General features: G+C 70.8%; 16 protein-coding genes and 2 pseudogenes. 12 read left to right on the top strand and 6 right to left on the bottom strand.

All coding sequences use genetic code 11. The annotated features are described in order from the left end of the window. The first annotated feature begins 5 nt into the window (after positions 1-5). The 5 genes from ABTZ89_RS01230 (at position 6) to ABTZ89_RS01210 (ending at position 7,163) form a co-directional block, all read left to right on the top strand. Positions 6-803 carry a heparin lyase I family protein gene (locus tag ABTZ89_RS01230; RefSeq protein ID WP_351038761.1) on the top strand — a complete coding sequence of 266 codons (798 nt, stop codon included), beginning with the start codon at positions 6-8 and terminating at the stop codon, positions 801-803. Positions 804-1,292: 489 nt separating this feature from the next. Then, on the top strand, positions 1,293-2,156 hold the full coding sequence (locus tag ABTZ89_RS01225; RefSeq protein WP_270951782.1) for a helix-turn-helix domain-containing protein: 864 nt from the start codon (positions 1,293-1,295) through the stop codon (positions 2,154-2,156). Positions 2,157-2,268: 112 nt separating this feature from the next. Then, entirely contained in the window at positions 2,269-4,188 is a 1,920-nt protein-coding gene (locus ABTZ89_RS01220; protein WP_351038759.1) for a maleylacetate reductase and hydroxyquinol 1,2-dioxygenase domain-containing protein, read from the top strand. Beyond that, positions 4,188-5,942, top strand: coding sequence for an FAD-dependent oxidoreductase (locus ABTZ89_RS01215; protein ID WP_351038757.1), 1,755 nt, complete (start codon positions 4,188-4,190; stop codon positions 5,940-5,942). Before ABTZ89_RS01220 ends, ABTZ89_RS01215 begins: the two co-directional genes overlap by 1 nt. Positions 5,943-6,065: 123 nt before the next feature. Continuing rightward, a complete protein-coding gene (locus tag ABTZ89_RS01210; protein WP_351038755.1) occupies positions 6,066-7,163 on the top strand; it encodes an MBL fold metallo-hydrolase in 1,098 nt (365 codons plus the stop codon). 45 nt (positions 7,164-7,208) lie between these two features. Here the strand turns inward: ABTZ89_RS01210 and ABTZ89_RS01205 are convergent, their stop codons facing one another. Both ABTZ89_RS01205 and ABTZ89_RS01200 read right to left on the bottom strand, forming a co-directional pair. Next, positions 7,209-7,673, bottom strand: a complete 465-nt coding sequence (locus ABTZ89_RS01205) for a MarR family winged helix-turn-helix transcriptional regulator (RefSeq protein WP_270951778.1) — start codon at positions 7,671-7,673, stop codon at positions 7,209-7,211. Positions 7,674-7,907: 234 nt separating this feature from the next. Then, positions 7,908-8,564, bottom strand: a complete 657-nt coding sequence (locus ABTZ89_RS01200; protein WP_351038753.1) for a 4'-phosphopantetheinyl transferase family protein — start codon at positions 8,562-8,564, stop codon at positions 7,908-7,910. 350 nt (positions 8,565-8,914) lie between these two features. On the opposite strand from ABTZ89_RS01200, the gene ABTZ89_RS01195 reads away from it, so the two are divergent. From ABTZ89_RS01195 to ABTZ89_RS38890, 5 genes and pseudogenes are all read left to right on the top strand, one after another. Further along, positions 8,915-9,760: an ABC transporter permease gene (locus ABTZ89_RS01195; RefSeq protein WP_351038751.1), complete on the top strand. Its 846-nt coding sequence runs from the start codon at positions 8,915-8,917 to the stop codon at positions 9,758-9,760. After that, entirely contained in the window at positions 9,733-10,464 is a 732-nt protein-coding gene (locus ABTZ89_RS01190) for an ABC transporter ATP-binding protein (RefSeq protein ID WP_270951774.1), read from the top strand. Before ABTZ89_RS01195 ends, ABTZ89_RS01190 begins: the two co-directional genes overlap by 28 nt. Then, positions 10,461-11,075 (top strand): annotated as a pseudogene (locus ABTZ89_RS01185) (LLM class flavin-dependent oxidoreductase); the annotation flags it as partial. The gene ABTZ89_RS01190 and the pseudogene ABTZ89_RS01185, both read left to right, overlap by 4 nt. Then, positions 11,045-11,263, top strand: a pseudogene (locus tag ABTZ89_RS38895) (hypothetical protein); the annotation flags it as partial. The pseudogenes ABTZ89_RS01185 and ABTZ89_RS38895, both read left to right, overlap by 31 nt. Positions 11,264-11,266: 3 nt before the next feature. Continuing rightward, the gene (locus ABTZ89_RS38890) at positions 11,267-11,413 is read left to right on the top strand and encodes a hypothetical protein (RefSeq protein WP_502949498.1); all 147 of its coding nucleotides are present in this window, start codon (positions 11,267-11,269) and stop codon (positions 11,411-11,413) included. 21 nt (positions 11,414-11,434) lie between these two features. On the opposite strand, the gene ABTZ89_RS01175 is transcribed toward ABTZ89_RS38890, so the two are convergent. After that, a complete protein-coding gene (locus tag ABTZ89_RS01175) occupies positions 11,435-12,109 on the bottom strand; it encodes a nitroreductase (RefSeq protein ID WP_270949220.1) in 675 nt (224 codons plus the stop codon). 114 nt (positions 12,110-12,223) lie between these two features. Here ABTZ89_RS01175 and ABTZ89_RS01170 point away from each other — a divergent pair, with 114 nt between their 5' ends. Together ABTZ89_RS01170 and ABTZ89_RS01165 are read left to right on the top strand one after the other, a co-directional pair. Then, positions 12,224-12,823: a TetR/AcrR family transcriptional regulator gene (locus ABTZ89_RS01170; RefSeq protein WP_351038748.1), complete on the top strand. Its 600-nt coding sequence runs from the start codon at positions 12,224-12,226 to the stop codon at positions 12,821-12,823. 94 nt (positions 12,824-12,917) lie between these two features. Next, a complete protein-coding gene (locus tag ABTZ89_RS01165; protein ID WP_351038746.1) occupies positions 12,918-13,259 on the top strand; it encodes a VOC family protein in 342 nt (113 codons plus the stop codon). A gap of 203 nt (positions 13,260-13,462) precedes the next feature. Here the strand turns inward: ABTZ89_RS01165 and ABTZ89_RS01160 are convergent, their stop codons facing one another. From ABTZ89_RS01160 to ABTZ89_RS01150, 3 genes are all read right to left on the bottom strand, one after another. Beyond that, on the bottom strand, positions 13,463-14,584 hold the full coding sequence (locus tag ABTZ89_RS01160) for an ROK family transcriptional regulator (protein WP_351038744.1): 1,122 nt from the start codon (positions 14,582-14,584) through the stop codon (positions 13,463-13,465). Positions 14,585-14,705: 121 nt separating this feature from the next. Further along, the gene (locus tag ABTZ89_RS01155) at positions 14,706-17,390 is read right to left on the bottom strand and encodes a sugar-binding protein (RefSeq protein ID WP_351038742.1); all 2,685 of its coding nucleotides are present in this window, start codon (positions 17,388-17,390) and stop codon (positions 14,706-14,708) included. 307 nt (positions 17,391-17,697) lie between these two features. Next, a complete protein-coding gene (locus tag ABTZ89_RS01150; protein WP_351038740.1) occupies positions 17,698-20,493 on the bottom strand; it encodes a hypothetical protein in 2,796 nt (931 codons plus the stop codon). Between the last annotated feature and the right edge of the window lie 15 nt (positions 20,494-20,508).

The following is a 20,508-nucleotide window of genomic DNA, read 5'->3' as shown; positions in this document are numbered from 1 at the left end:
TCGGGGTGCGACGACTGCTCAGCGCGGGCGTCGCGGTCGGTGCGGCAGTGCTCCTGTCGGGCTCGGCCCTGCTCGCCCCGTCGACGTCCTGGGAAGCCGACACCTCCCGCGGCACTTCGGTTTTCGAGGGCGTCGAGGAGAAACCCGGCAGCGTCGACGTGGTCGACGACCCGAAGGGCGAGCACGGCTCGGTGTACCGGATGCACACCTCCGGCGAGCAGCAGGGCTCGGAGCGGGTCCGCGTGGAGACCCGCGGGCACCGCACCGCCGACGGCGATCGGCTGCGGTTCACCGAGGGCGACACCTACTACATCGGCTGGGAGTCGATGTGGGATCCGCTGCCGACGGCGGACGGGGAGTGGGTGGCGCTGTGGCAGCTCAAGGACTACGGATCCGGCGCTGCCACGCCGCCGCTGTCGCTGCGCGCCCGGGGTGACGTGCTCGACCTGGAGTACAACGACCCGGACCTGAAGACCACACGGCTGTGGGAGATCCCGATGCCGCGGCAGAGCTGGAACAGCTTCGTCGTCGGCGTGCACATCTCCAGCGACCCGGGTCAGGGCTGGGTCCGGTTCTGGTACAACGGCGAGGAACAGCTCCTCGACGGACAGGAGCAGTTCTCCGGCGCCACCCTCCGGGCGGACTTCGTGACCGACAAGTGGGGTGTGTACCGCTCCGACGGGGTGAAGGGCGAGGCCACCGCTTACCTCGCCAACGCGAAGGTCGGCACCAGCTACGCCGATGTTGCGCCGCAATCGGATTCATCCGCGGGGGAGGCGGTGGACGAAGAACCCGAACAATAGGACCGGGAGAGTTTCTGCCGTGTCCGATGTGGATTTTGAATAAATCCACATCGGACAGGGCGAACTCGTGCTTCTTCGGTTTCCTCGTGCCGCGAAGGGTTTGTCGCGGTGAAATGAAAAATCGCCCGGGTGGGGGTCCGCCCCCGCCGCCAGACCTGAGCGGACCCCCGATTGTTGGACGCGAATTCCGCGTCACATCCCGGACTTCGAGTCTGAAACTAGGGCAGTCCGGAAACACTGTCAAGGCGTATCTGACTGTTTGAAGAATGTGAATTACCGGGAAAACATTGGCAAATCGCAGAGGATGAATATCCATATTGGACGCTCCTCGGATCGCCGCCGCGGACCGGTCGAGATGGAATGTCCAATGAGGACTAGATCTGCGGTGTGGTCGAAGCCCGGGACGATCCGTTCCGGATGGTTCGTGATCGTCCGGTGCCGGCCGTGACGCGCCTTGTGAGCGGTGGTGGCGCTGCGTATCCTCCGGGTGTGGTTGCGGAGCTGGGCTTGCGCGAAACCCACGGCATCCTCGGGCAGCCCTGGGTCGACCCGACGCGGACCAGCGCCGGTCTCGGTTGGCCGCACCTCTACCTCTCCACCCAGCGCGAGCAGCCCTACCGGGCGGCGTTCGACGCCGCCGCCAGCCACCTGGTGATCCTGCACCTCGACGGTCCGGTGACGGTCCGCCGCGGGCAGCGCTTCGCCGAGTCCCGCCGGATCCCGGCGGGCGGGCTGTTCCTGCACCCCGCGGACCGCGACCTGTCCGTCGAGCTCGGCGGGGAGCTGCAGACCGTGCACGTCTACCTCAGCGATGCTGCGCTGCAGGAGGCCGCCGGTGGCCCGGTGGAACTGGCCGAGGAGTTCGGCGGGACGGACCCGCTGCTGGAACAGCTGGTCCTGTCGCTGGACGAGGTGGTGCGCAACTGGGAGCCGTCCGCCCGCACCTACGTCGACCAGCTCAGCTGCCTGCTGGGAGCCCACCTCGCCCGCCGCCACAGCGTCCGCCGGCCGGTGCTCCCGGACGTCGCTGGACTCGCCGACCGGGAGTTCGGCGCGGTGCAGGAGCTGATGCGGGCCCGCCTCGGTGAAGCCCTGCCGCTGGCCGACCTCGCCGCGGTCGCCGGGCTCAGCGTCAGCCAGTTCTCACGGCGGTTCAAAGCGCGCACCGGCGTGGCCCCGCACCGCTACCTGGTGCGGCTGCGCCTGGACCAGGCGTGCCGGCTGCTGCGGACCGGCGAGCAGCCCATCGCCGAGATCGCCGTGGCCTGCGGTTTCTCCCACCAGGAGCACCTGACCCGGGTGATGCGCGACCGGCTCGGCACCACTCCCGCGGAGGTCCGCCGCGCCGGTTGATGCGCGTTTCGTGCCGAGAACACGATCAGAACGTGCAGGCGTCGAGGTGCGCCGTTGCCCAATACTCCGTGCATCGTGATCCGAGTTACACGACGAGCGGAAGGAGGAGGGCATGCGGACCTTCGTCTACGCGATGAATCCCGCGCGCGTGGTGTTCGGCGCCGGGACTCGCGGGCAGGTTCGGGACGAGGTGCAGCGGTTGGGGTGCTCCCGGGTGCTGCTGCTGGGCAGCCCACCGCTGGCCGAGGCGGTGGACGAGATCGCCGGGCAGCTGGGGGAGCTCGCCGTCGCGCGGTTCGACGGGGCTGCCATGCACACGCCGGTGGAGGTCACCGAGCAGGCGCTGGCGGTGGTCCGCGAGCACGCGGTGGACTGCGTGGTGGCGGTCGGCGGCGGCTCCACGACCGGCCTGTCGAAGGCGATCGCCGTTCGCACCGACATCCCGCAGGTGGTGCTGCCGTCCACCTACGCGGGCTCCGAGGTCACCCCGGTGCTGGGCGAGACCGCTGACGGCCGCAAGACCACCCGGTCCTCGCCCGCGGTCCTGCCGGAGACCGTCGTCTACGACGTGGAGCTCACCCTCGGGCTCCCCGTGGCGATGTCGGTGACCAGCGGCATCAACGCGATGGCGCACGCCGTGGAGGCGCTCTACTCGGAGCAGGCCAACCCGGTCGTCGACGGCATGGCGCTCGACGCGATCGGCCGCATGGCCCGCGCCCTGCCGCGCATCGCCGCCGACCCCCGGGACCTCGACGGCCGGGCGGACGCGCTGCACGCGGCGTGGCTGGCGGGCACCTGCTTGGGCGCGGTCGGCATGGGCCTGCACCACAAGCTGTGCCACACCCTCGGCGGCACCTTCGACCTGCCGCACGCGGAAACGCACACCGTGGTGCTCCCGCACGCCATGGCCTACAACGCCCCGGCCGCACCAGAGGCGATGCAGCGCATCGCCGAGGCGCTGGGCGTTGCCGACGCCCCGGCGGGCGTGCACGACCTGATCGCCTCGCTGGGCGGCCCGACGTCGCTGCGGGAGCTCGGCATGCCCGAGTCCGGGATCGCGGAGGCCGCCGACCTGGCCGTGGCCAAGCCCTACCCGAACCCGCGCGAACTCGTCCGCGACGACATCGAGGTGCTGCTGACCGGGGCCTGGCGCGGTGACCGGCCGAGCTCCGGTGGGGGCTCACCCCTCGCGCGGCTGACCGAGCAGGTCGTGGCCAGCTTCGACGCGACGCCCGACCCGCGGGCCAAGCAGCTGCTCACCGACCTGGTCCGGCACCTGCACGAGTACGTGGTCAGCAACGACGTGACCGACGCGGAGTGGGGCCGGGCGATCGACTTCCTGACCCGCACCGGCCAGCTGTGCAGCGACACCCGCCAGGAGTTCGTGCTGCTGTCCGACACCCTCGGCGTCTCCAGCGCGGTGGACCTGCTGACCAACTCCCGAACCCCGGACACCACGCCCTCGGCGGTGCTGGGCCCGTTCTACGTGGAAGGCCCGCCGCCCGCCGAGCACGGCGCGGACATCGCCCAGGGCCTGCCCGGTGAGCCGCTGTGGTGCGACATCGCGGTCACCGATCCGGACGGCGCTCCCGTCGCCGACGCCGTGGTGGACGTGTGGCAGTCCAATGAGGACGGTTTCTACGACGTGCAGCTGCCGGAGCAGGAGGGGCCGGTCCTGCGGGCCCGGTTCCGCACCGGTGCCGACGGCCGGTTGACCTTCTGGTCGATCCTGCCCGCGGACTACCCGATCCCGGACGACGGACCGGTCGGGCAGCTGCTGCAAGCGGTGGGGCGGCACCCGTACCGCGCCGCGCACGTGCACTTCCTGATCGACGCGCCGGGCCACCGCCAGCTGATCACCCAGCTGTTCGTGTCCGGCGGGCAGTACCTCGGCTCCGACACCGTGTTCGGCGTCAAGGACGAGCTGGTCGTCGACATGCCGGCGCAGGACGGTCCCGCCCCCGACGGCCGCCAGGTCGACAGCTGGCGGCGACTCGACTTCACCTTCCACCTCGCACCCGCGGAGAACTGATGCACGACTGCGAAACCGACGTCCTCGTCGTCGGAGCGGGGCCGGCCGGTGGCTCGGCGGCACTGCTGCTGGCGACCTACGGGGTCCGGACTCTGCTGGTGAACAAGTACGGCTGGCTGGCCAACACCCCGCGCGCCCACATCACGAACCAGCGCACCATGGAAGTGCTCCGGGACCTCGGGGTGGAGGACGAAGCGCTGGCCGTCGGCAGCCCGCCTGAGCTGATGGGCGACACCGTGTTCTGCACCGCGCTGGCCGGTGCGGAGATCGGCCGGATCCGGAGCTGGGGAACCGGTGAGCGCACCGCGACCGAGTACGGCTCGGCCAGCCCGTGCACGATGATCGACTTACCGCAGACCTACCTCGAACCGATCCTGGTCACCCGCGCGGCGGCCCGCGGGGCGAAGGTGCGGATGGACACCGAGTTCCTCGACCTGGAGCAGGACGCAGACGGGGTGACCGCGCGGTTGCGGGACCGCATCCGCGGCGACGAGTTCACCGTGCGCGCCCGCTACGTCATCGGCGCCGACGGTGCGCGCAGCCGCGTCGCCGAGCAGATCGGCCTGCCGATCGACGGCCAGGCGGGCAAGGCGGGCAGCATGAACATCGTCTTCAACGCCGACCTGAGCCGCTTCGTCGCCCACCGGCCGAGCGTCCTGTACTGGGTGCTGCGGCCCGGCGCGCACCTCGGCGGCATCGGCATGGGCCTGGTGCGGATGGTGCGGCCCTGGAACGAGTGGTTGCTGACCTGGGGTTACGACATCGAGGAAGCGCCGCCGGAGCTGACCGGCGAGCAGGCCGAGCAGATCGTGCACGACCTGATCGGAGACCCGTCGGTACCGGTGGAGATCACCTCGACCTCGCTGTGGACGGTCAACCACAACTACGCCGCGGAGTACTCGTCCGGCCGGGTGTTCTGCGCAGGCGACGCGGTGCACCGGCATCCGCCGTCGAACGGGCTGGGCTCGAACACCTCCGTGCAGGACTCCTACAACCTCGCCTGGAAGCTCGCCATGGTGGTCAAGGGGCACGCCGACCCGGCGCTGCTGGACACCTACAGCGCGGAACGGGCCCCGGTGGGCAAGCAGATCGTGGACCGGGCGAACCTCAGCCGCGACCAGTTCGGCCCGATCTTCGAGGCGCTGGGCGTCGCGGGCGGTGCCAACGACGAGGGCATCGAGCGCGGTTTGGCGGCTTGCTGGGCCGACGACGCCGAGGGCGGCAAGCGCCGGCGGGCGCTGCACGAGGCGATCGAGCTGAAGAACTTCGAGTTCAACGCGCACGGTGTCGAGCTGAACCAGCGCTACCGGTCCTCGGCGGTGCTGGACGACGGAAGTCCCGAGGAGGTCTGGGCGGAGGACGCCGACCTGCACCACCGGCCGACGACGCGCCCCGGGGCCAAGCTGCCGCACGCCTGGCTGGTGGACGCCGACGGCAACCGCACCTCGACCCTCGACCTGGTCGGCGGGGGAGAGTTCAGCGTGGTCACCGGCTTGTCCGGCCAGGCCTGGCAGGAGGCGGTGGCGGACTGCCGCGAGCACTTCGGAGTACCTGTGCGCAGCGTGGTGATCGGTGCTGAAGGCTCTCGCGACGCGTACGGCGACTGGCACCGCCTGTCCGAAGTGGACGAGGACGGTTGCCTGCTGGTCCGCCCGGACGGCTACGTCGCGTGGCGCAGTGCGACGTCGCCGGAAACACCGGAGACCGCGGCCGAAGAGCTGCGCGCGGCACTCGGCGCGGTCCTGCACCGCTGAGCCCCGGCGCGGGCGCGGCTCGGTCGCGCCCGCGCTCCGGTGGCGAATTCCCTTGATCCCGAGGCAGTTCGAGGTTCCCGCTCGCATCGGCACAGCGCTGTGCCGTTCCCGGAAGGTTCCCGCATGTCACAGTCCCTGCCCAGGAGATCCGTCCTCCGCGGTTCGCTGACCGCCGCTGCGTTCGGCGGTGCCGCGCTGCTCCCGGTCGGGAGCGCCGCTGCCGCCCCGGTCGGTCCGCGCGCCGATGTCGAGCTGGTGCTGCTCGGCACGGCAGCCGGGCCGCCGGTGGAACCCGGCCGCACCGGGATCTCGACGGTCCTGCGCGTGCACGGCAAGAACTACGTGATCGACTGCGGCCGCAGCTCGGTCACCCAGTACCTGGCCGCGGGCCTGCAGTTCCGCGACCTGGACTCGATCTTCATCACGCACCTGCACGCCGACCACGTCTGCGACCTCTACAACTTCTTCCTGCTGGCCGGATTCGGCCGCAACGACGCCGACAGCGCCGACGGCATCTTCGAGCCGGTGCGGGTGTTCGGCCCGCGTTCGGCCGGGCAGTTGCCGCCGGGTTCGCCGGACGCGCCGACGATCGCCCCCGATGCGCCGGTCCCCGGGATCCGCGAGCTGGTCGAGAACTGCCACCGCGCCTACGCCTACAGCAGCAACGTCTTCGTGCGCGACACCGGGATCAAGGACGTCCGCACGTTGGTCGACGCGCGCGAGATCGAGCTGCCCGACGTCGGGGCGCACCCGCACGGCCGGACCGCGCCGCGGATGGCGCCGTTCAAGGTCGCCGAGGACGACCGGGTCTCGGTGTCGGCGGTGCTGGTGCCGCACGGCCCGGTGTTCCCGTCGTTGGCGTTCCGCTTCGACACCGACCGCGGTTCGGTGGTGTTCTCGGGGGACACCGCGGAGTCCGAGAACGTCGTGGAACTGGCCAGGGGAGCGGACGTCCTGGTGCACGAAGCGCTCGACCTGGAGTGGTACCGGCAGAGCGGAACGCCGGAGCACAAGATCAGCCACCTGCGCGAATCGCACACCCCGGCGGACGTGGTGGGCTCGATCGCCGAGCGGGCCGGGGTGCGGACGCTGCTGCTGAGCCACCTGGCGCCGGCCCCGCCGAGTTCGGTCTCCGACGCGCGCTGGCGGCGGCAGGCCCGGCAGGGCTTCTCCGGCCGGGTGCTGGTCGGCCGGGACCTCGACCGGTTGCCGCTGCGCTGAGGTGGAGCGGCCTGGCGGGTGGTGCTTGCCTCCCGCCAGGGCTGGTCAGCTGTTGGCTTCGCGGAGCGTGCGCATGGCCTCGGCCAGCGCGGCCGAGTCGGTTTCGCCCAGGGGCGCCAGGACGCGCTGGCGCAGGACCTCGGCGGCGGACTTGCGGGAGCGCTGCGCGATGTCCAGGCCGTGGTCGGTGAGGGCCGCGTAGGTGACGCGGCGGTCGTCCTCGCACGGTTCGCGGCGGATCAGCCCGGCCTTGACCATGCGGTCGGCGACCTTGGTGAAGCCGCCGCTGCTGAGCGCGGCCTCGTGCGCGAGCTTGGTCATCGGCATCCGGTGCTCGGGGGAGCGCACCAGCCGCAGCAGGATGTCGAAGGAAGCGGGGGCGAGGTCGAACTCCTCGGCGATCGCAGCCATCAGCTTGCCCTGGGTGACGTGGTAGCCCTCGATGACGAGACCCCACCAGGTGATGATCTCGTCGTCGTCGGTGCGCGGGTCAGGGCGGGTGCTGCTCACGGTGTTGCTCCTCGGAAAGCGGATGTAGCTCCGCCCATTCTACCCCGAAAAGCTTCGAGTGAAAGTGTCTTACTCGGAAGAGGCAGCCGGAGCTGCGGATCGCGGTAGGGGCTCGTGACCCCGATGCTCCGGCCTTCGGCGTGCGTGACGTCGTGCGGACGGACGTTGCCCGGTCAAGATTCTCCCTGTTCCCGCCGCGGCTCGCACTGCATTCAAGCGCATCAGGTCCCTCGGTCAGCGGGCGGGGAGGGCGATGGCGGTGACGATCAGGCCGTCGTCGACGAGCCAGCGGCCGGCGAACTCCGCCAGCGCGTTGCCGGCGGTATCCGTTCCGGACTTGAGCAGGTGGGCGGTGAAGGTGCCGTCGAGGCGCAGGTCGAGGCGGGCGTCCTCGAAGCCGAGCCACTCGCGGGTGATCGGGTACCAGGTCTTGTAGACGGTTTCCTTGCAGCTGAACAGGATCCGGTCCCAGCGGAGCTCCGGGCGCGCCGCGGACAGCTCGGCGACCTGGGCGCGCTCGGCGGGGAGGGACACGACGTCGAGCACGCCCTTGGGGAGGGCTTCGTGCGGTTCGGCGTCGATGCCGAGCGACTGCACCTTCGCCTGGTGCGCGACGACCGCCGCTCGGTAGCCCGAGCAGTGCGTGATGCTGCCGATGGTTCCCGCGGGCCACTGCGGCGCTCTGCGCTCGTCGGACACCAGCGGTTCCGGCGCGACGCCGATGCGGCTCAGCGCCTCGCGCGCGCACCAGCGGCCGGTGGTGAACTCCCGGCGGCGCTTGCCCACCGCGCGCGCGATGATCGCCTCCTCCGCCGGGAAGAGCTCCACGTCGGGTGGGTCGGTGAAGGTCTCGACGCAGCTGACCTCGGACGGCAGCAGTCGCTCGATCACGCGCGGTCACCTGCCGCGAACGCCCGACCACCGAGGCCGGCGGCCTCGGAGCGCACGTGCCCCATCGCTAATCCCAATCTGTGGAGTTGGTTTACCGCTCGCTGCGTTCCGGCTACGGTCAACGGCATGATCCGGACGGTGTCCCTGACGACACGAGGTTACGTCGACCTCGTGCGCGTGTCCTCGGCCCTCTGTCGTCCGTAGCGGTTCCCCCTCTTCTTCGCGCGCATTCGCCGCGCGTTCCCCCTTCACCAGTACCCCGCGCGCGTGACCGAACGCGCGCGGCCGGTCGTTGCCCGCGTGGCCCGCCGTTGGCCGCGCCACGCCCTCATGCCCTGCGGAGAGTGCAGATGACCACATCCACCGAACTCGCACCCAGCCGAGATCCGATCGCCGTCACGACCGTGCAGACCCGCACGGCCAAGCGCGAAACCCGGGTCCCGCGTTGGCTTTTCAAACTCATCAGCCCGGTCGCGCTGGTGCTGATCTGGCAGGCGCTGAGCAGTTCCGGCGTGCTCAGCGACGACACCCTGGCCTCGCCCGCGACGGTCGCGGGAACCGCCTTCGAGATGTGGGAGGAGGGCAGGTTGCAGGAGGCGATCGCCGCCTCGATGCAGCGGGTCGGGGCCGGACTGGCGATCGGCGTGCTGGTCGCAGTGGTGCTGGCCACCCTGTCCGGGTTGTTCCGGCGCGGTGAGGACATCATCGACGCGCCGATGCAGATGCTGCGCACGGTGCCGGTGATCGGCCTGATCCCGCTGCTGATCATCTGGTTCGGCATCAGCGAGCAGCCCAAGATCGTGCTGATCGCGCTGGCCGTGACCTTCCCGCTCTACATGAACATCTACGGCGGCATCCGCAACGTCGACGCCGCGCTGGTGGAGGCCGCCAAGACGCTCGGCCTGGGCTGGTTCGCGCAGATCCGGCACGTCATCCTGCCCGCGGCGATGCCCAACGCCCTGGTAGGGCTGCGCTTCTCGCTCGGATCGGCGTGGCTGGCGCTGGTGTTCGGCGAGACGATCAACGCCACTGCGGGCATCGGCTACGAGATGAACACGGCCCGCGAGTTCTTCCAGACCGACGTGATCGTCGTCTGCCTGGTGCTCTACGCACTGCTCGGCCTCGTTGCCGATTTCATCGTCCGACTGTTGGAGAGGACTGTGCTGGCATGGCGACCGGCGTTTCGGGGAGCGTAGTGAAACCGGCCGCGGTGCGCGGCCTGACCAGGCGGTTCGGTGACCGGACGGTGCTCGACGAGCTGGACCTGGAGATCGAGCCGGGCCAGTTCGTCGCGCTGCTCGGGCCCAGCGGGTGCGGGAAGAGCACCTTGCTGCGCATCCTGGCCGACCTCGACCGCGAGGTCGGCGGGGACGTCGAGGTGGCGGTGCGGCGCGCGGTGGCCTTCCAGACCCCGCGGCTGATGCCGTGGAAGCGGGTGTGGCGCAACGTCGTGCTCGGCCTCCCGGGCCGCCCGGACAAGGAGCGGGCGGTCGCGGCGCTGGAGGAGGTCGGCCTGGGGCACCGGGTCGACGTGTGGCCGAAGGTGCTCTCCGGCGGGGAGGCGCAGCGCGCCTCCTTGGCGCGTGCGCTGGTGCGCGAACCGGACCTGCTGCTGCTCGACGAGCCGTTCTCGGCGCTCGACGCGCTCACCCGGATCAAGGCCCAGCGGCTGGTCGGTGAGCTGTGGCAGCGGCACGGCTGCGCGATCTTGCTGGTCACCCACGACGTCGAGGAGGCGTTGCTGCTGGCCGACCGGGTGCTGGTGATGCGCGACGGGCGCATCGGCTTCGACCAGGTCCTGGACCTGGACCGCCCGCGTGACGTCAGCGATCCGGCTTTCGTGGCCCTGCGCGCGGAACTGCTGTCCTGGCTGGGCGTCGATGAGGGGAGTGCGAAATGACGGTGGAGTTCATCGGGATGATCGGGGCGCAGCACGTCTCGGAGATCCACGCGGCGGACGGGCCGCCGGTCGATCCGGCGTTCCTGCGCGAGTTCGCCCGCGCCCACGAGGAAGCCGGGTTCGACCGGGTGCTGATCGGGTACGGGTCGAGCAGCCCGGAGAACACCCAGCTGGCCGCCCACGCCGCGGCGCACACCGAGCGGTTGGGCTTCCTCGTCGCGCACCGGCCGGGTTTCGTGGCACCGACCCTGGCCGCCCGCACCTTCGCCACCGCCGACCAGCTCACCGGTGGCCGCATCGCGGTGCACATCATCACCGGCGGCAACGACGCCGACCAGCGGCGCGACGGCGACTACCTGTCCAAGGAGGAGCGCTACGCGCGCACCGACGAGTACCTGGAGGTCCTGCACCGGGTGTGGACCGCGGAGGGGCCGGTCGACCACGCGGGGGAGCACTACCGCTTCGAGGACTACAACGCCACCGTGAAACCGCTGCAGCGGCCCAGGATTCCGCTGTACTTCGGCGGATCGTCGGAGGCGGCGTACCGGGTCGGCGGCAAGCACGCTGACGTGTTCGCGCTGTGGGGCGAGCCCTTGGCACAGACCGCGGAGCAGATCGCCAGACCGCCGTCAAATCGATCGCGCCGCGCTGCGACGTCGTCCTGGTGGTCGGCTCCCCCACCTCCTCCAACTCCAAGCGCCTGGTGGAGGTCGCCACCGCATCCGGCGCGGGCGCGGCACACCTCGTGGACGGCGCCGCCGAACTCGACCCGGCATGGCTGGACGGGGCGGAAGCCATCGGCGTGACCGCGGGTGCGTCCGTGCCGGAGGTCCTGGTCTCCCACCTCCTCGACCGCCTCGCCGAACTCGGCTACGACCAGGTCGAGGCCCAGAGCGGTGTTGCCGAACCACAACGCTTCAGCCCCCCGCTCGCCCTGCGCACCGGCTGACAGGAGGAGGCGAGCCAGGAGCTACCCGTGGAACCTCGTCGTCTCGCCGAGATCCGCGCGGCCCACCTCGATCTGGTTGACGGGCGCCGAATCCTGCGCATAACCGAAGGAGACGCCGAAGAGCACCTTGCGGTCCCGGATCCCCAAGCAGTCGCGGACCACGTCCCCGTAGAAGCCGAGCAGGCCCTGCGGGCAGCTGGCGACTCCGTGCGCCGCCATCGCCAGCAGCAGCGTCTGGCCGTACATGCCGACGTCCGCGACCATCCGGGCGTCCGCATTGGACGGTGTGAGCAGCAGGGCCACGTGCGGCGCCCCGTAGAACCGCAGGCTCTCCGCTTGAAAGGCGTCGCGCGCCTCGTGGTCGTCCCGCGCGATGTCCAGCGCTCCGTACAGGGCGGAGCCGAAGGCCGACCGGCGTTCCCGGTGCACCGCGCTGTAGAGCTCGTCCTGGTACGGGAAGTCCACGGAGAAGCGCTGCTCCGCGTGCGCCGCCAGCAACGACTCGCTCAGCCGGTCCCGGGTCGCCCCGCTGACCACCTCGACGCTCCACGGCTGCGTGTTGGAGTTCGACGGGGCCGCACCGGCCAGGGAGAAGATCGCTTGCAGCGTCTCGCCCGGCACTGCGTCCGGCCGGAACGAGCGCACCGCTCGCCGGCCCCGGATCAGCTCCTCCGCGTGTTCAGGAAGGACCGTCACTTCGCTCTACCTCGCAACTCGCCCAACAGTGCACCTAAGTACACGACTTCGTTTACTTAGCGGGACGCTATCACGCATCGGCCCGTTAAGTACACGGGGCTGTACACTTTGCTGGTGGCTGAGCAGCAGGCGGTCCAGCGCCGCAGGGGACGAGGCGGGCGCGAGCGCGTCCTCGCCGCAGCGACCGCGCTCTTCGAGGTGCAGGGCATCAACACGACCAGCATGGAACAGGTCGCCGCCGCAGCCCCGGTGTCGAAGCGCACCCTGTACGCGCACTTCCCCACCAAGGACGACCTGGTGGTGAGCTACCTGCGGGACCTGGTCGAATCCGGGCGCACCCTGGAAGGGGTGCTCGAGCGCGCAGACCTCCCGCCCGAGGAACGCGTCCTCGCGCTGTTCGAGGCACCCGACGACGTCGACCCGATCCGCGGATGCCCCTTCATCGACGCGGCCGCCGAGTTCCCCGACCCGACCAGCCCGGTCCACGAGTTCGCCGCCGAGCAGAAGCGCCGCTTGCTCGCGCACCTGACCGACCTGACGAGCGCGCTGGGGGCCGCGAACCCCCGATCGCTGGCAGAACAACTAGCCGTCCTCGTCGACGGCGCGGCCAGCCGATCGATGGTCCTCAACGACGCGAACTGCGCTCAGCACGCGAAGGCGGCGGCACGGGCGTTGCTCGCCGCGGCAACACCGGATCACCGCGAGCCGGGCTGAAATCCCCTGATTCGCCTGCCCGGACGGGGACGATGAGTTCTCGCTGCCGGCGAAGTCGGTACTCAGGACACATCGAGTGCACGTGGAGGACCGAATGACCCAGGACCTCTTCGCCGGAATCGCCGTGACCGACTACGCCGCTGCACTGCCGTGGTACGAGCGGCTCTTCGGCCGCCCGCCGTCGTTCCTGCCGAACGAGGTCGAGGCGGTGTGGAAAGTGGCCGAACATCGCTACGTCTACATCGTCGAGGACCCGGAACGGGCGGGGAACGCGCTGGTCCTGGCGTTCGTCGACGACCTCGAGGACCGAGTCGCCGCGGTCGCCCGGCGGGGCGTCGAGCCCGCGAAGCGCGAGACGTACGAAGGCGGCGTGACCAAGGTGGTCTACCGCGACGCGGATGGCAACGAGATCAGCTTCGGCGGCGGCCCGGGCTGAGCGGTTCGCCCGGCTCTGCGATGTCCGTCAGGTCGCGGTTCCCGACGCCGGCTCAGGCAGGGAACGAATTCGCACCTGCCGGAAGTCCTCGTCCAAGCGGCACCAGCGGTTGCCCCGACGGGCAGCCACCTCGCACCCGCGGCACATCCATCCACATCGGACGACCAGCCGAGCTGCCCAGGCGCGACACGAGCGGCTGGTCATCAGGGCCGGATCGCTCCGGAATCGATCACGAGGTCGCGGATCCGTTCGAGCGCCCCCTGGGTGACCGCCCGGTCCCCCAGCTCCGCGAACCGGACGTCCGGGCAGACCGGCACCCGCTGGCCCAGCTCGGAGCGGATGCGCACCAGCCCGGACTCGCCCAGTTCGGTCGCCGCCCCGCCGACCAGCACCAACGCGGGGTCCACTGCCAGCGACAACGCCACGACCAGGTGCCCCCACGCCGAGACCACCTCGTCCAGCCGGCCGCGCTCGGCCAGCTCCCGCACCGGCTCGGCGGCACCGATCTCGTCGGCCAGGCCGCTCAGGCCGTAGCGCTGCTCCACCGTGGAACCGGGATCCGAATCGCGCAGGGGCAGCAGGCCGATCTCGCCGCTGGCGCCGTGCGCCCCCGGCAACACCCGCCCACCCAGCATGATGCTCGCGCCGATGAACCGTCCTATGTAGAGCAGGACGACGTCGTCAGCGCCTCGCGCCGCACCGTGCACCCGTTCTCCGGTCAGCATCAGATTCACGTCGTTGTCCACCAGCACGCAGTCGCCGAACCGGTTCGCGAGGACTTCACCCAGCGGTTCCGGGGCGGTCCAACCGAGGTCGGGCGCGGTGCCGACCACGCCCGTGCGGGGCGTCACGACACCCGGCACCGCGACCGCCACGCCGCACACGTCCGCGGTGTCCAGCCCGTTGATCCGGCACAGCTCGGCCAGCTCCGCGACGAGCCAGTCCAGCTCCATCCGGTCGCCCTGGTAGTCCGCGCGGCGGTGGGTCACGACGGTGCCGGTGAGGTCGGCCAGCGCGAGCTCGGCCCGGCCGCGGGCCAACCGCGCCAGCAGCACCCACCTGCTGCGCGACCGGATCGCGAGCAGCACCGGGCGACGGCCGCCGGACGAACCGGCCGCCCCGATCTCCGCCACCACCTCGTCGGCCAGCAGATCGCGCACGAGCCGGGTGATCACGGGTTGGCTGATACCGGTCAGCTCGGCCAGATCGGTTCGCGACATCGGGCGTTCGCGGAGCTGCCGGAGCACCGCCGCGCGACCGTCCCGCCGCCCCCGCGGAGCCTTGCCCGCCTCGCTCCGCCTGTCCGCGGTGGTCGTTCTGGTCACGGATGCCTCGACTTTCTTTCTACCGGAATGAAAGTCTAGATCACGATCGATCCCGCCACCAGGGCCAGAGCGCAGTCGAGCGGCCCGACCGCCGAAGCCGCCAGGCCGCTCGACGTTCCCGTCAGCCGTCGACCTGCGCGGTCCGCGCGAGCGTCGCACCACCCGACTCGTAGGACAGCAGCACGCGATCAGCGGCACCGATCGGCAGTCGCACGACCGACTCACCAGCGGTGAGCTCGCTGGTCCCGCGGCCGGTCACCTGCTCGCCGTCCCAACCGAACAACCGGACCGAACCGGGCACCTCCGCAGCCAACCGAACCTCGGCGGTCTCCGCGTCGACCCGCTTCACCGAGCGGATCTGCACCGCGTCAGCGGCGAGCCCGCGCCCGCCCGACAGCGGCACCCCGTCGGCGCTGGACTGCAGGATGCTCAGCGGTGAATCCACGCTCTCGGCCGCGAGATCCGGCAGCACCGGCTCCTTCGGCCCGGTGGTTCCCGGGAGCAGGCCCGGCAGCTCGGCCAGGCCCCAGCGGTAGGGGTCGCCGCGCACGCCGTTCCAGGTCGACCAGCCGACCCGGGTCTGGCTGGTCCTGTCCTGGGTGTCGGAGTCGTAGATCAGCACGTTGAGCCCCATGCGCGCCGGGTCGACCGCGTCCGGCAGCACGTCGAACGGGATCTTCGCCTCGAGCGTGTAGCCGCGGTACGGCTCGGAGACCTTCGACGCGACCTCCATGCCCGGCGCCGTCTCCGCGCCCGGCCCCTGGTGGTTGTCGGCGTCGCGCTCGAAGCACGGCGGGTTGCCCGCCGCCGGGTCGTCGGTGATCGGGAAGATCCCGGTCTTGAACGCGGTGGCCGTGTTCTCCGACGTGCCCTTCGGGTCGATGGTGATCTCCACCGAGTCCGTGCGGCGGTGCCGCTTGCAGTCCTCCGGGGCGAGGACGGTCCCGAGCACGTCGTCGGTCACGTGCACCACCACGTGCAGCGCGTCGTCGGTGAAGTTCACCTTCGCGGTGCCGGAGATGTCGTCCCGCCCGGTCGGCTCGCCCTCCCACAACGAGGAGAGGTCCAGTTCGGGGCCGGTGTACTCGCCTTCTTCCTCGACGCCGTCCACCACCGGGGCCGTCTGCGCCTTCTCCACCACCGTCACCGGCACCAGTTCCAGCGCCGCGGACTCGGTCCCGGTCCCCTTGGACGAGGTGGTCTCGATGCCGACCGGGTAATCACCCTCGTCGGGCGCCCGGTTGGACGTCGGCAGGGTCGGGTCGGTGTTGGTGACCTCGAAGGTCACCGCACCGGTCGCACCGGGTGCGAGATCCGCGTAGGGCTTCTCGGGTGCGTCGGCGCTGAAGCCTGCGGGCAGGTTCAGCCGAACCACACCGCTTTCCGGTGCCGTCCCGCGGTTGACCAGATCCACCCGCACCGGGCGGGTCCTGCCGCTGCCCAGCGTGAGCACCGGTTTGATCAGGCTGTCCAGCTGGGGCGCGCCGACCTCGGCGGCCCAGTCGCGGAACTGGCCGACCTGCGGCAGCGGTTCGATCGTGCCCCGCACTTCGGGGACGACCCGCACCACGCGCGAGGAGATGCCACTCGCACCGTCGGCGGTGTCGAGTCGTGCTTCCAGCCGGAACCGCGTGTTCGGCGCGGCATCGGCAGAGGGCGTCACGGTGAACTGCGCGGTCTTGTTCCCGCCCGGGGTGACCGTGCCGAGGTCGCCGGAACCCGCGACCTGCCAACCCGTCGGCGCGGTCAGCTGCACCTTGCTCTGCTGCAGCGCCCGATCTGCCGCCCCCACCTGAACGGACACCTCGAACCCGGCGCCCGGAACGACGTCGAAGCGCTCGGTGTCGATCGCGAGCTCGGTGCCCACCGGCAGACCGCCGGAGCCGGGCAGCGCAGCACCGTCCAGCGGCGCGGTAGCCCCGGTCGCGTCCGGGCCGTAGGGGGCTCGGCTGTCGATCTCGGTGAACCAATCGCAGGCGATCTTCGCAGGATCTGCCGGCGCGGGCGGGTTGCTGGCCCAACCCTGCGTCCGGTACTCCCATTCCGCTTCGCGCTCCACGGTCGCCCAGGTCTTGCCGTCGTTGGCCGGGGACGTGCGCCCGGCCCACACGCCGAGGACGCGGTCGGTGGGTTCGGCCGGGCGATAGCCGGCAGCTTCGCAATCCGGACCGGTGTCGGCAGCGCCCTGCCCGCCCGACCGGAACAGCCGTCCGGGGTTCCAGGGTTCGAGGCCTTCCTGCGAGACCTGCTCCGGGAACACCGACGGGTCACCGGCCTTCAGGTAGGCCTCGACGGCGAGCCGGGCCGCCTGCTGGTGGTTGCCGTGGTTGCCGGGCGTCGGCGACGGGTTCATCGTCACGATCACCTTGGGCTTGGTCGCCCGGACGATGCGCACCACCCGCGACAGGGTTTCTTCCCGGTCCCAGACCTGCGCGGTCAGCGGGGCGCTGACCGTGTAGAAGAAGTCGAGCTTGTCCAGGTTGTAGACGTGCTCGACACCGGCCTTGCCGACCGCACGCCGTTCCTCGCCCTCGCGGATCAGCCCCAGCGGCGGGCCTTCTTCCAGTCCGACCGCGTTGCCGCCGCCTTCGCCCCTGGTGGTCGTGATGACGCCGGCCTTGAGGTGGTGCTGTTCGCTCCACTGCCCCAGCGTCGACAGGGTGCTGGCCTCGTCATCGGGGTGGGCCCCGATGAACAGCACGTCGAGCCCGACGGGATCGGGTGGTGGCGGTGCCGCAGCCGCAACCGGACCCACCCCCAGCGAGAACGTCGCGACCGCTGCTGCGATCGCCGTGGACTTCCGCATTCTTCCTCCAGAAAAGGGATCCGACGAAAAAGAAGCAAGGCGTCGGAAAATATCTGCGAGAACAGAAACAAAGTTCTCCGAGAACGCCCCGGAACTGCGGTTTTTCGGCACCCGAAGGCCACGTCACCACTTCCTCGCGAACCGGGATCGAGGAATCCTAGGAAGATGAAAACGGGAAAGTCAACGGCTTCTCGAAACGCGGACCGCGAATTCCGCGCCGAACAGGAGAACCCGGCCGGCATTGCAGGTCCACTTAGGACTCGGGGCGCCTCTCGTGGTGCGAGAGGCGCCCCTGGTCGGTCGTCGATCAGTCGGCGATCGCGGCCCGGACCTCTTCGGCTTCGGTCGTGCGGCCGAGCTTCTCCAGGATCTCGCCGAGTTCCAGCGAGACACCGGTGTGGGCCGGGATGCCCAGCGGAAGTCGTTGCAGCGACGCCCGGTAGAGGCCGACCGCCTCGTCGGAGCGACCGGCGCCGTCGAGCACGCGGGCGGCCAGCAGCTCCGACATCGCAGCGGAACCGTCGTCACCGGACTCGGCGTACGCGTCAGCTGCGGTCAAGGCGTTCGAGACCGCTTCTTCGACGCGCTCCATCGAGGCCAGCGCGTGCGCCTTCGTGTCGATCACGTCGGCGACGAACCAATCCTGCCCCGCATCCCGGCCGATCTCGACGGCGGCGTCGAGATCCGCCAGACCCGACTCGTCACCGAACTTGATCTTGCCCTGGCCCAGCTGGTGCAGCGCCCGGGCGAGCAGCTCGGGCTGCTCCTGGCCGCGAGCGAGCCGGAGGGCGGATTCGAGGCTCTGCACCGCGTCGGCGTCCTCCACGGACACCAGGAGCTCGCCCAGCCCCAAGTGGGCGCGGAACGCCAGCTCGACCAGCGCTTCGTCACCCGACTCCTCCGCGACGCGCGCCACCTCGGACAGCACGCGGTACGCGGTGCCCAGCTCCTGGGCCCGACGAGCAGCCGCACCGAGCCAGTACCGAGCCTCCAGCGCCGACGCTCCGCCGCCTTCGACACCGGCGAAGCCAGCGGCCGCCGCGTCCAAGGCCTCCATCGCCAGGTCGGGCTCGCCCGCCTGGAGGTGGAACCGGCCCAGCCAGTACCGGTTGGTGTTGAGGTCGCCGGTGTCGCCGAGTTCCGCGTGCCGCACCGCGACCTGCGCGCGGTGCACCGCCTCCTCCGACTGCCCGAGGTCGTCGAGCAGGTGCGCGGCCAGCATCGCCGCGTCGGAAGCACCGGCGCGGTGGCCGATCGCGGTGTGCAGGTCCAGCAGCTCGTCGGCGGCGCGGATCCCGACCTCGAAATCGCCCATGCCGCCAGCCAACCGGGCGCGCACGTCGAGCGCCTTGATCCGCCAGCACCGCTCCGCGTCGGAGGCCAGCACGGCGTCCAGGGCTTCCGCGGCGTCTTCCTGGTCGCCCATCCGCAGCATGGTCAGGGCCAGCAGCAAGCGCGTGTTGCCCAGCTGCTCCAGCCCGGCGGATTCGGCGACGCCGACGGCTTCCCGTGCCAGCTCGATCGCGCCGTCCGGCTCGTCACCGGAGCTCGGCAGCGCGGCCAGCGCGGTCAGGACCTTCACCTTGGTGTCCGGATCGAGGTCCCGCTGCAGCGCAGCGCGCAGCTCGTCCTCGTCGCCGGTGTTGAACGGCGCGTACAGCGCCAGGCCGAGTTCCTCCTCGGCGTCGGCCTGCTGGTCCTCGCCCAAGGCGCGCAACGCGTCGATCCGGGCCTCGATGGCCGCCAGCGCGCCGTCCCGGTCCTCCCGGGCCCTGCAGACCGCCAGGACGCTGCTGTGGAACCGGGGCTTCAGCTCGGGCTGCGACGGCTCACCCATCTTGTCGAGCAGCGCCATCGCCGCGTCGTGGTCGTCCTTGACCACGACCGCTTCCTGCGCCAGGTCGAGGTAGTCCGCCGGGGTCGTCGGCGCGGCGGGTTCGGCCAGCTCGGTGGGCACGAACGCCTGGGTCTCGATCGGCAGGTCGTAATGCTCGTCCTCCAGCGCGCGAGCGCGCTCGACTTCGGAGGCGAAGTACCCGTTGCCGTTGCGCGCGTCGAACGCCGCTGCGATCTCCTCCGCGACCCGCCAGGAATCCGCCGCCAGCTCGGCCGCGGTTCGCGGCTCGGGCTCGACACCGAAAACGGCTGCCACGTCGGGCATTTCGCTGCCCCGAACCTCGACGTCACCGTGACCGCTGCGGACCACCGCGTCGAGCAGCACGCCGTAGGACACCAAGGCGCAGAAGCGCTTGTACACGTCCAGCGGGTCCTTCGGCAGTTCGCCGATGTGCCGTTCCAGCAAGGACAGCCCGCGTTCGGTGTTGCCGGTGACGGCGAGGAAGATCAGGTGGTCGGCCACGATGCCGAACCCGTCGGCGTTCGAGGTCGCCGCGCGGTAGCTGCGGAAGTGGTGCCACTTCGCCTCGTCGGCACGGCCCGCGCGCAGCAGCGGCAACAGCGCTTTGCCCTGGGCGCGTTCCGGTTCCGAGCCGCACCGCACCCGGTTCTCGATGATCTCGTCGAAGAGCTCCAGCGCCTTCGCCTCGTCGCCGGACCGGCGGAAGAAGTCGGCGTCGTCGCTGCGGACGCAGGCCTCGCAGTGGCTGTAGTCATCGCGCGGCAGCTCCTCGCGCGCAGCCCGGAACTCGGCTGCCTCCTCGAAGCGGCCTGCAGCGGTGGCATTGGCGGTCTTCGCCTGCCACACACCGGAAAGCCCGACACCGGCGGCGCGGTAGCGGTGCTCCATGTCGTCGAGGACCTGGTCGACCTGGCTCTGCGGGAAGGCCGGGTTCAACGCGACCGCCTCGGCCATCCACTTGTAGTACCAGAGCAGGTCGAGGTCGTCGATCCGGCTCGGGAACCGCGCCGGATCCGAGTCGTGCTTGCCCAAGCACCAGGAGAACGCGGTGAACATCGTGTCGCTGTCGCCGGTCAGCGCCGCGCTGGAGACCTGGCGCATCCGCGCCCGGTAGAGCAGCTCTTCGGCACCGGCCTCCTGCGCGAGCCGGACGGCGTCGGCGACCATCGCCGATTCCTCCGGCCCGTAGGCCATCATCTCGCTCTCGTCGAGCAGCCGCTCGACCTCGGACGTCCCTTCGGACACCTTCATCCCCCCGTT

The sequence above is a fragment of the Saccharopolyspora sp. NPDC002686 genome (assembly GCF_040295745.1).
GTDB classification, from domain to species: Bacteria; Actinomycetota; Actinomycetes; order Mycobacteriales; family Pseudonocardiaceae; genus Saccharopolyspora; species Saccharopolyspora oryzae.
The sequence above is the reverse complement of the archived record's forward strand: the minus strand, read 5'-3'. Positions and strand labels throughout refer to the sequence as shown.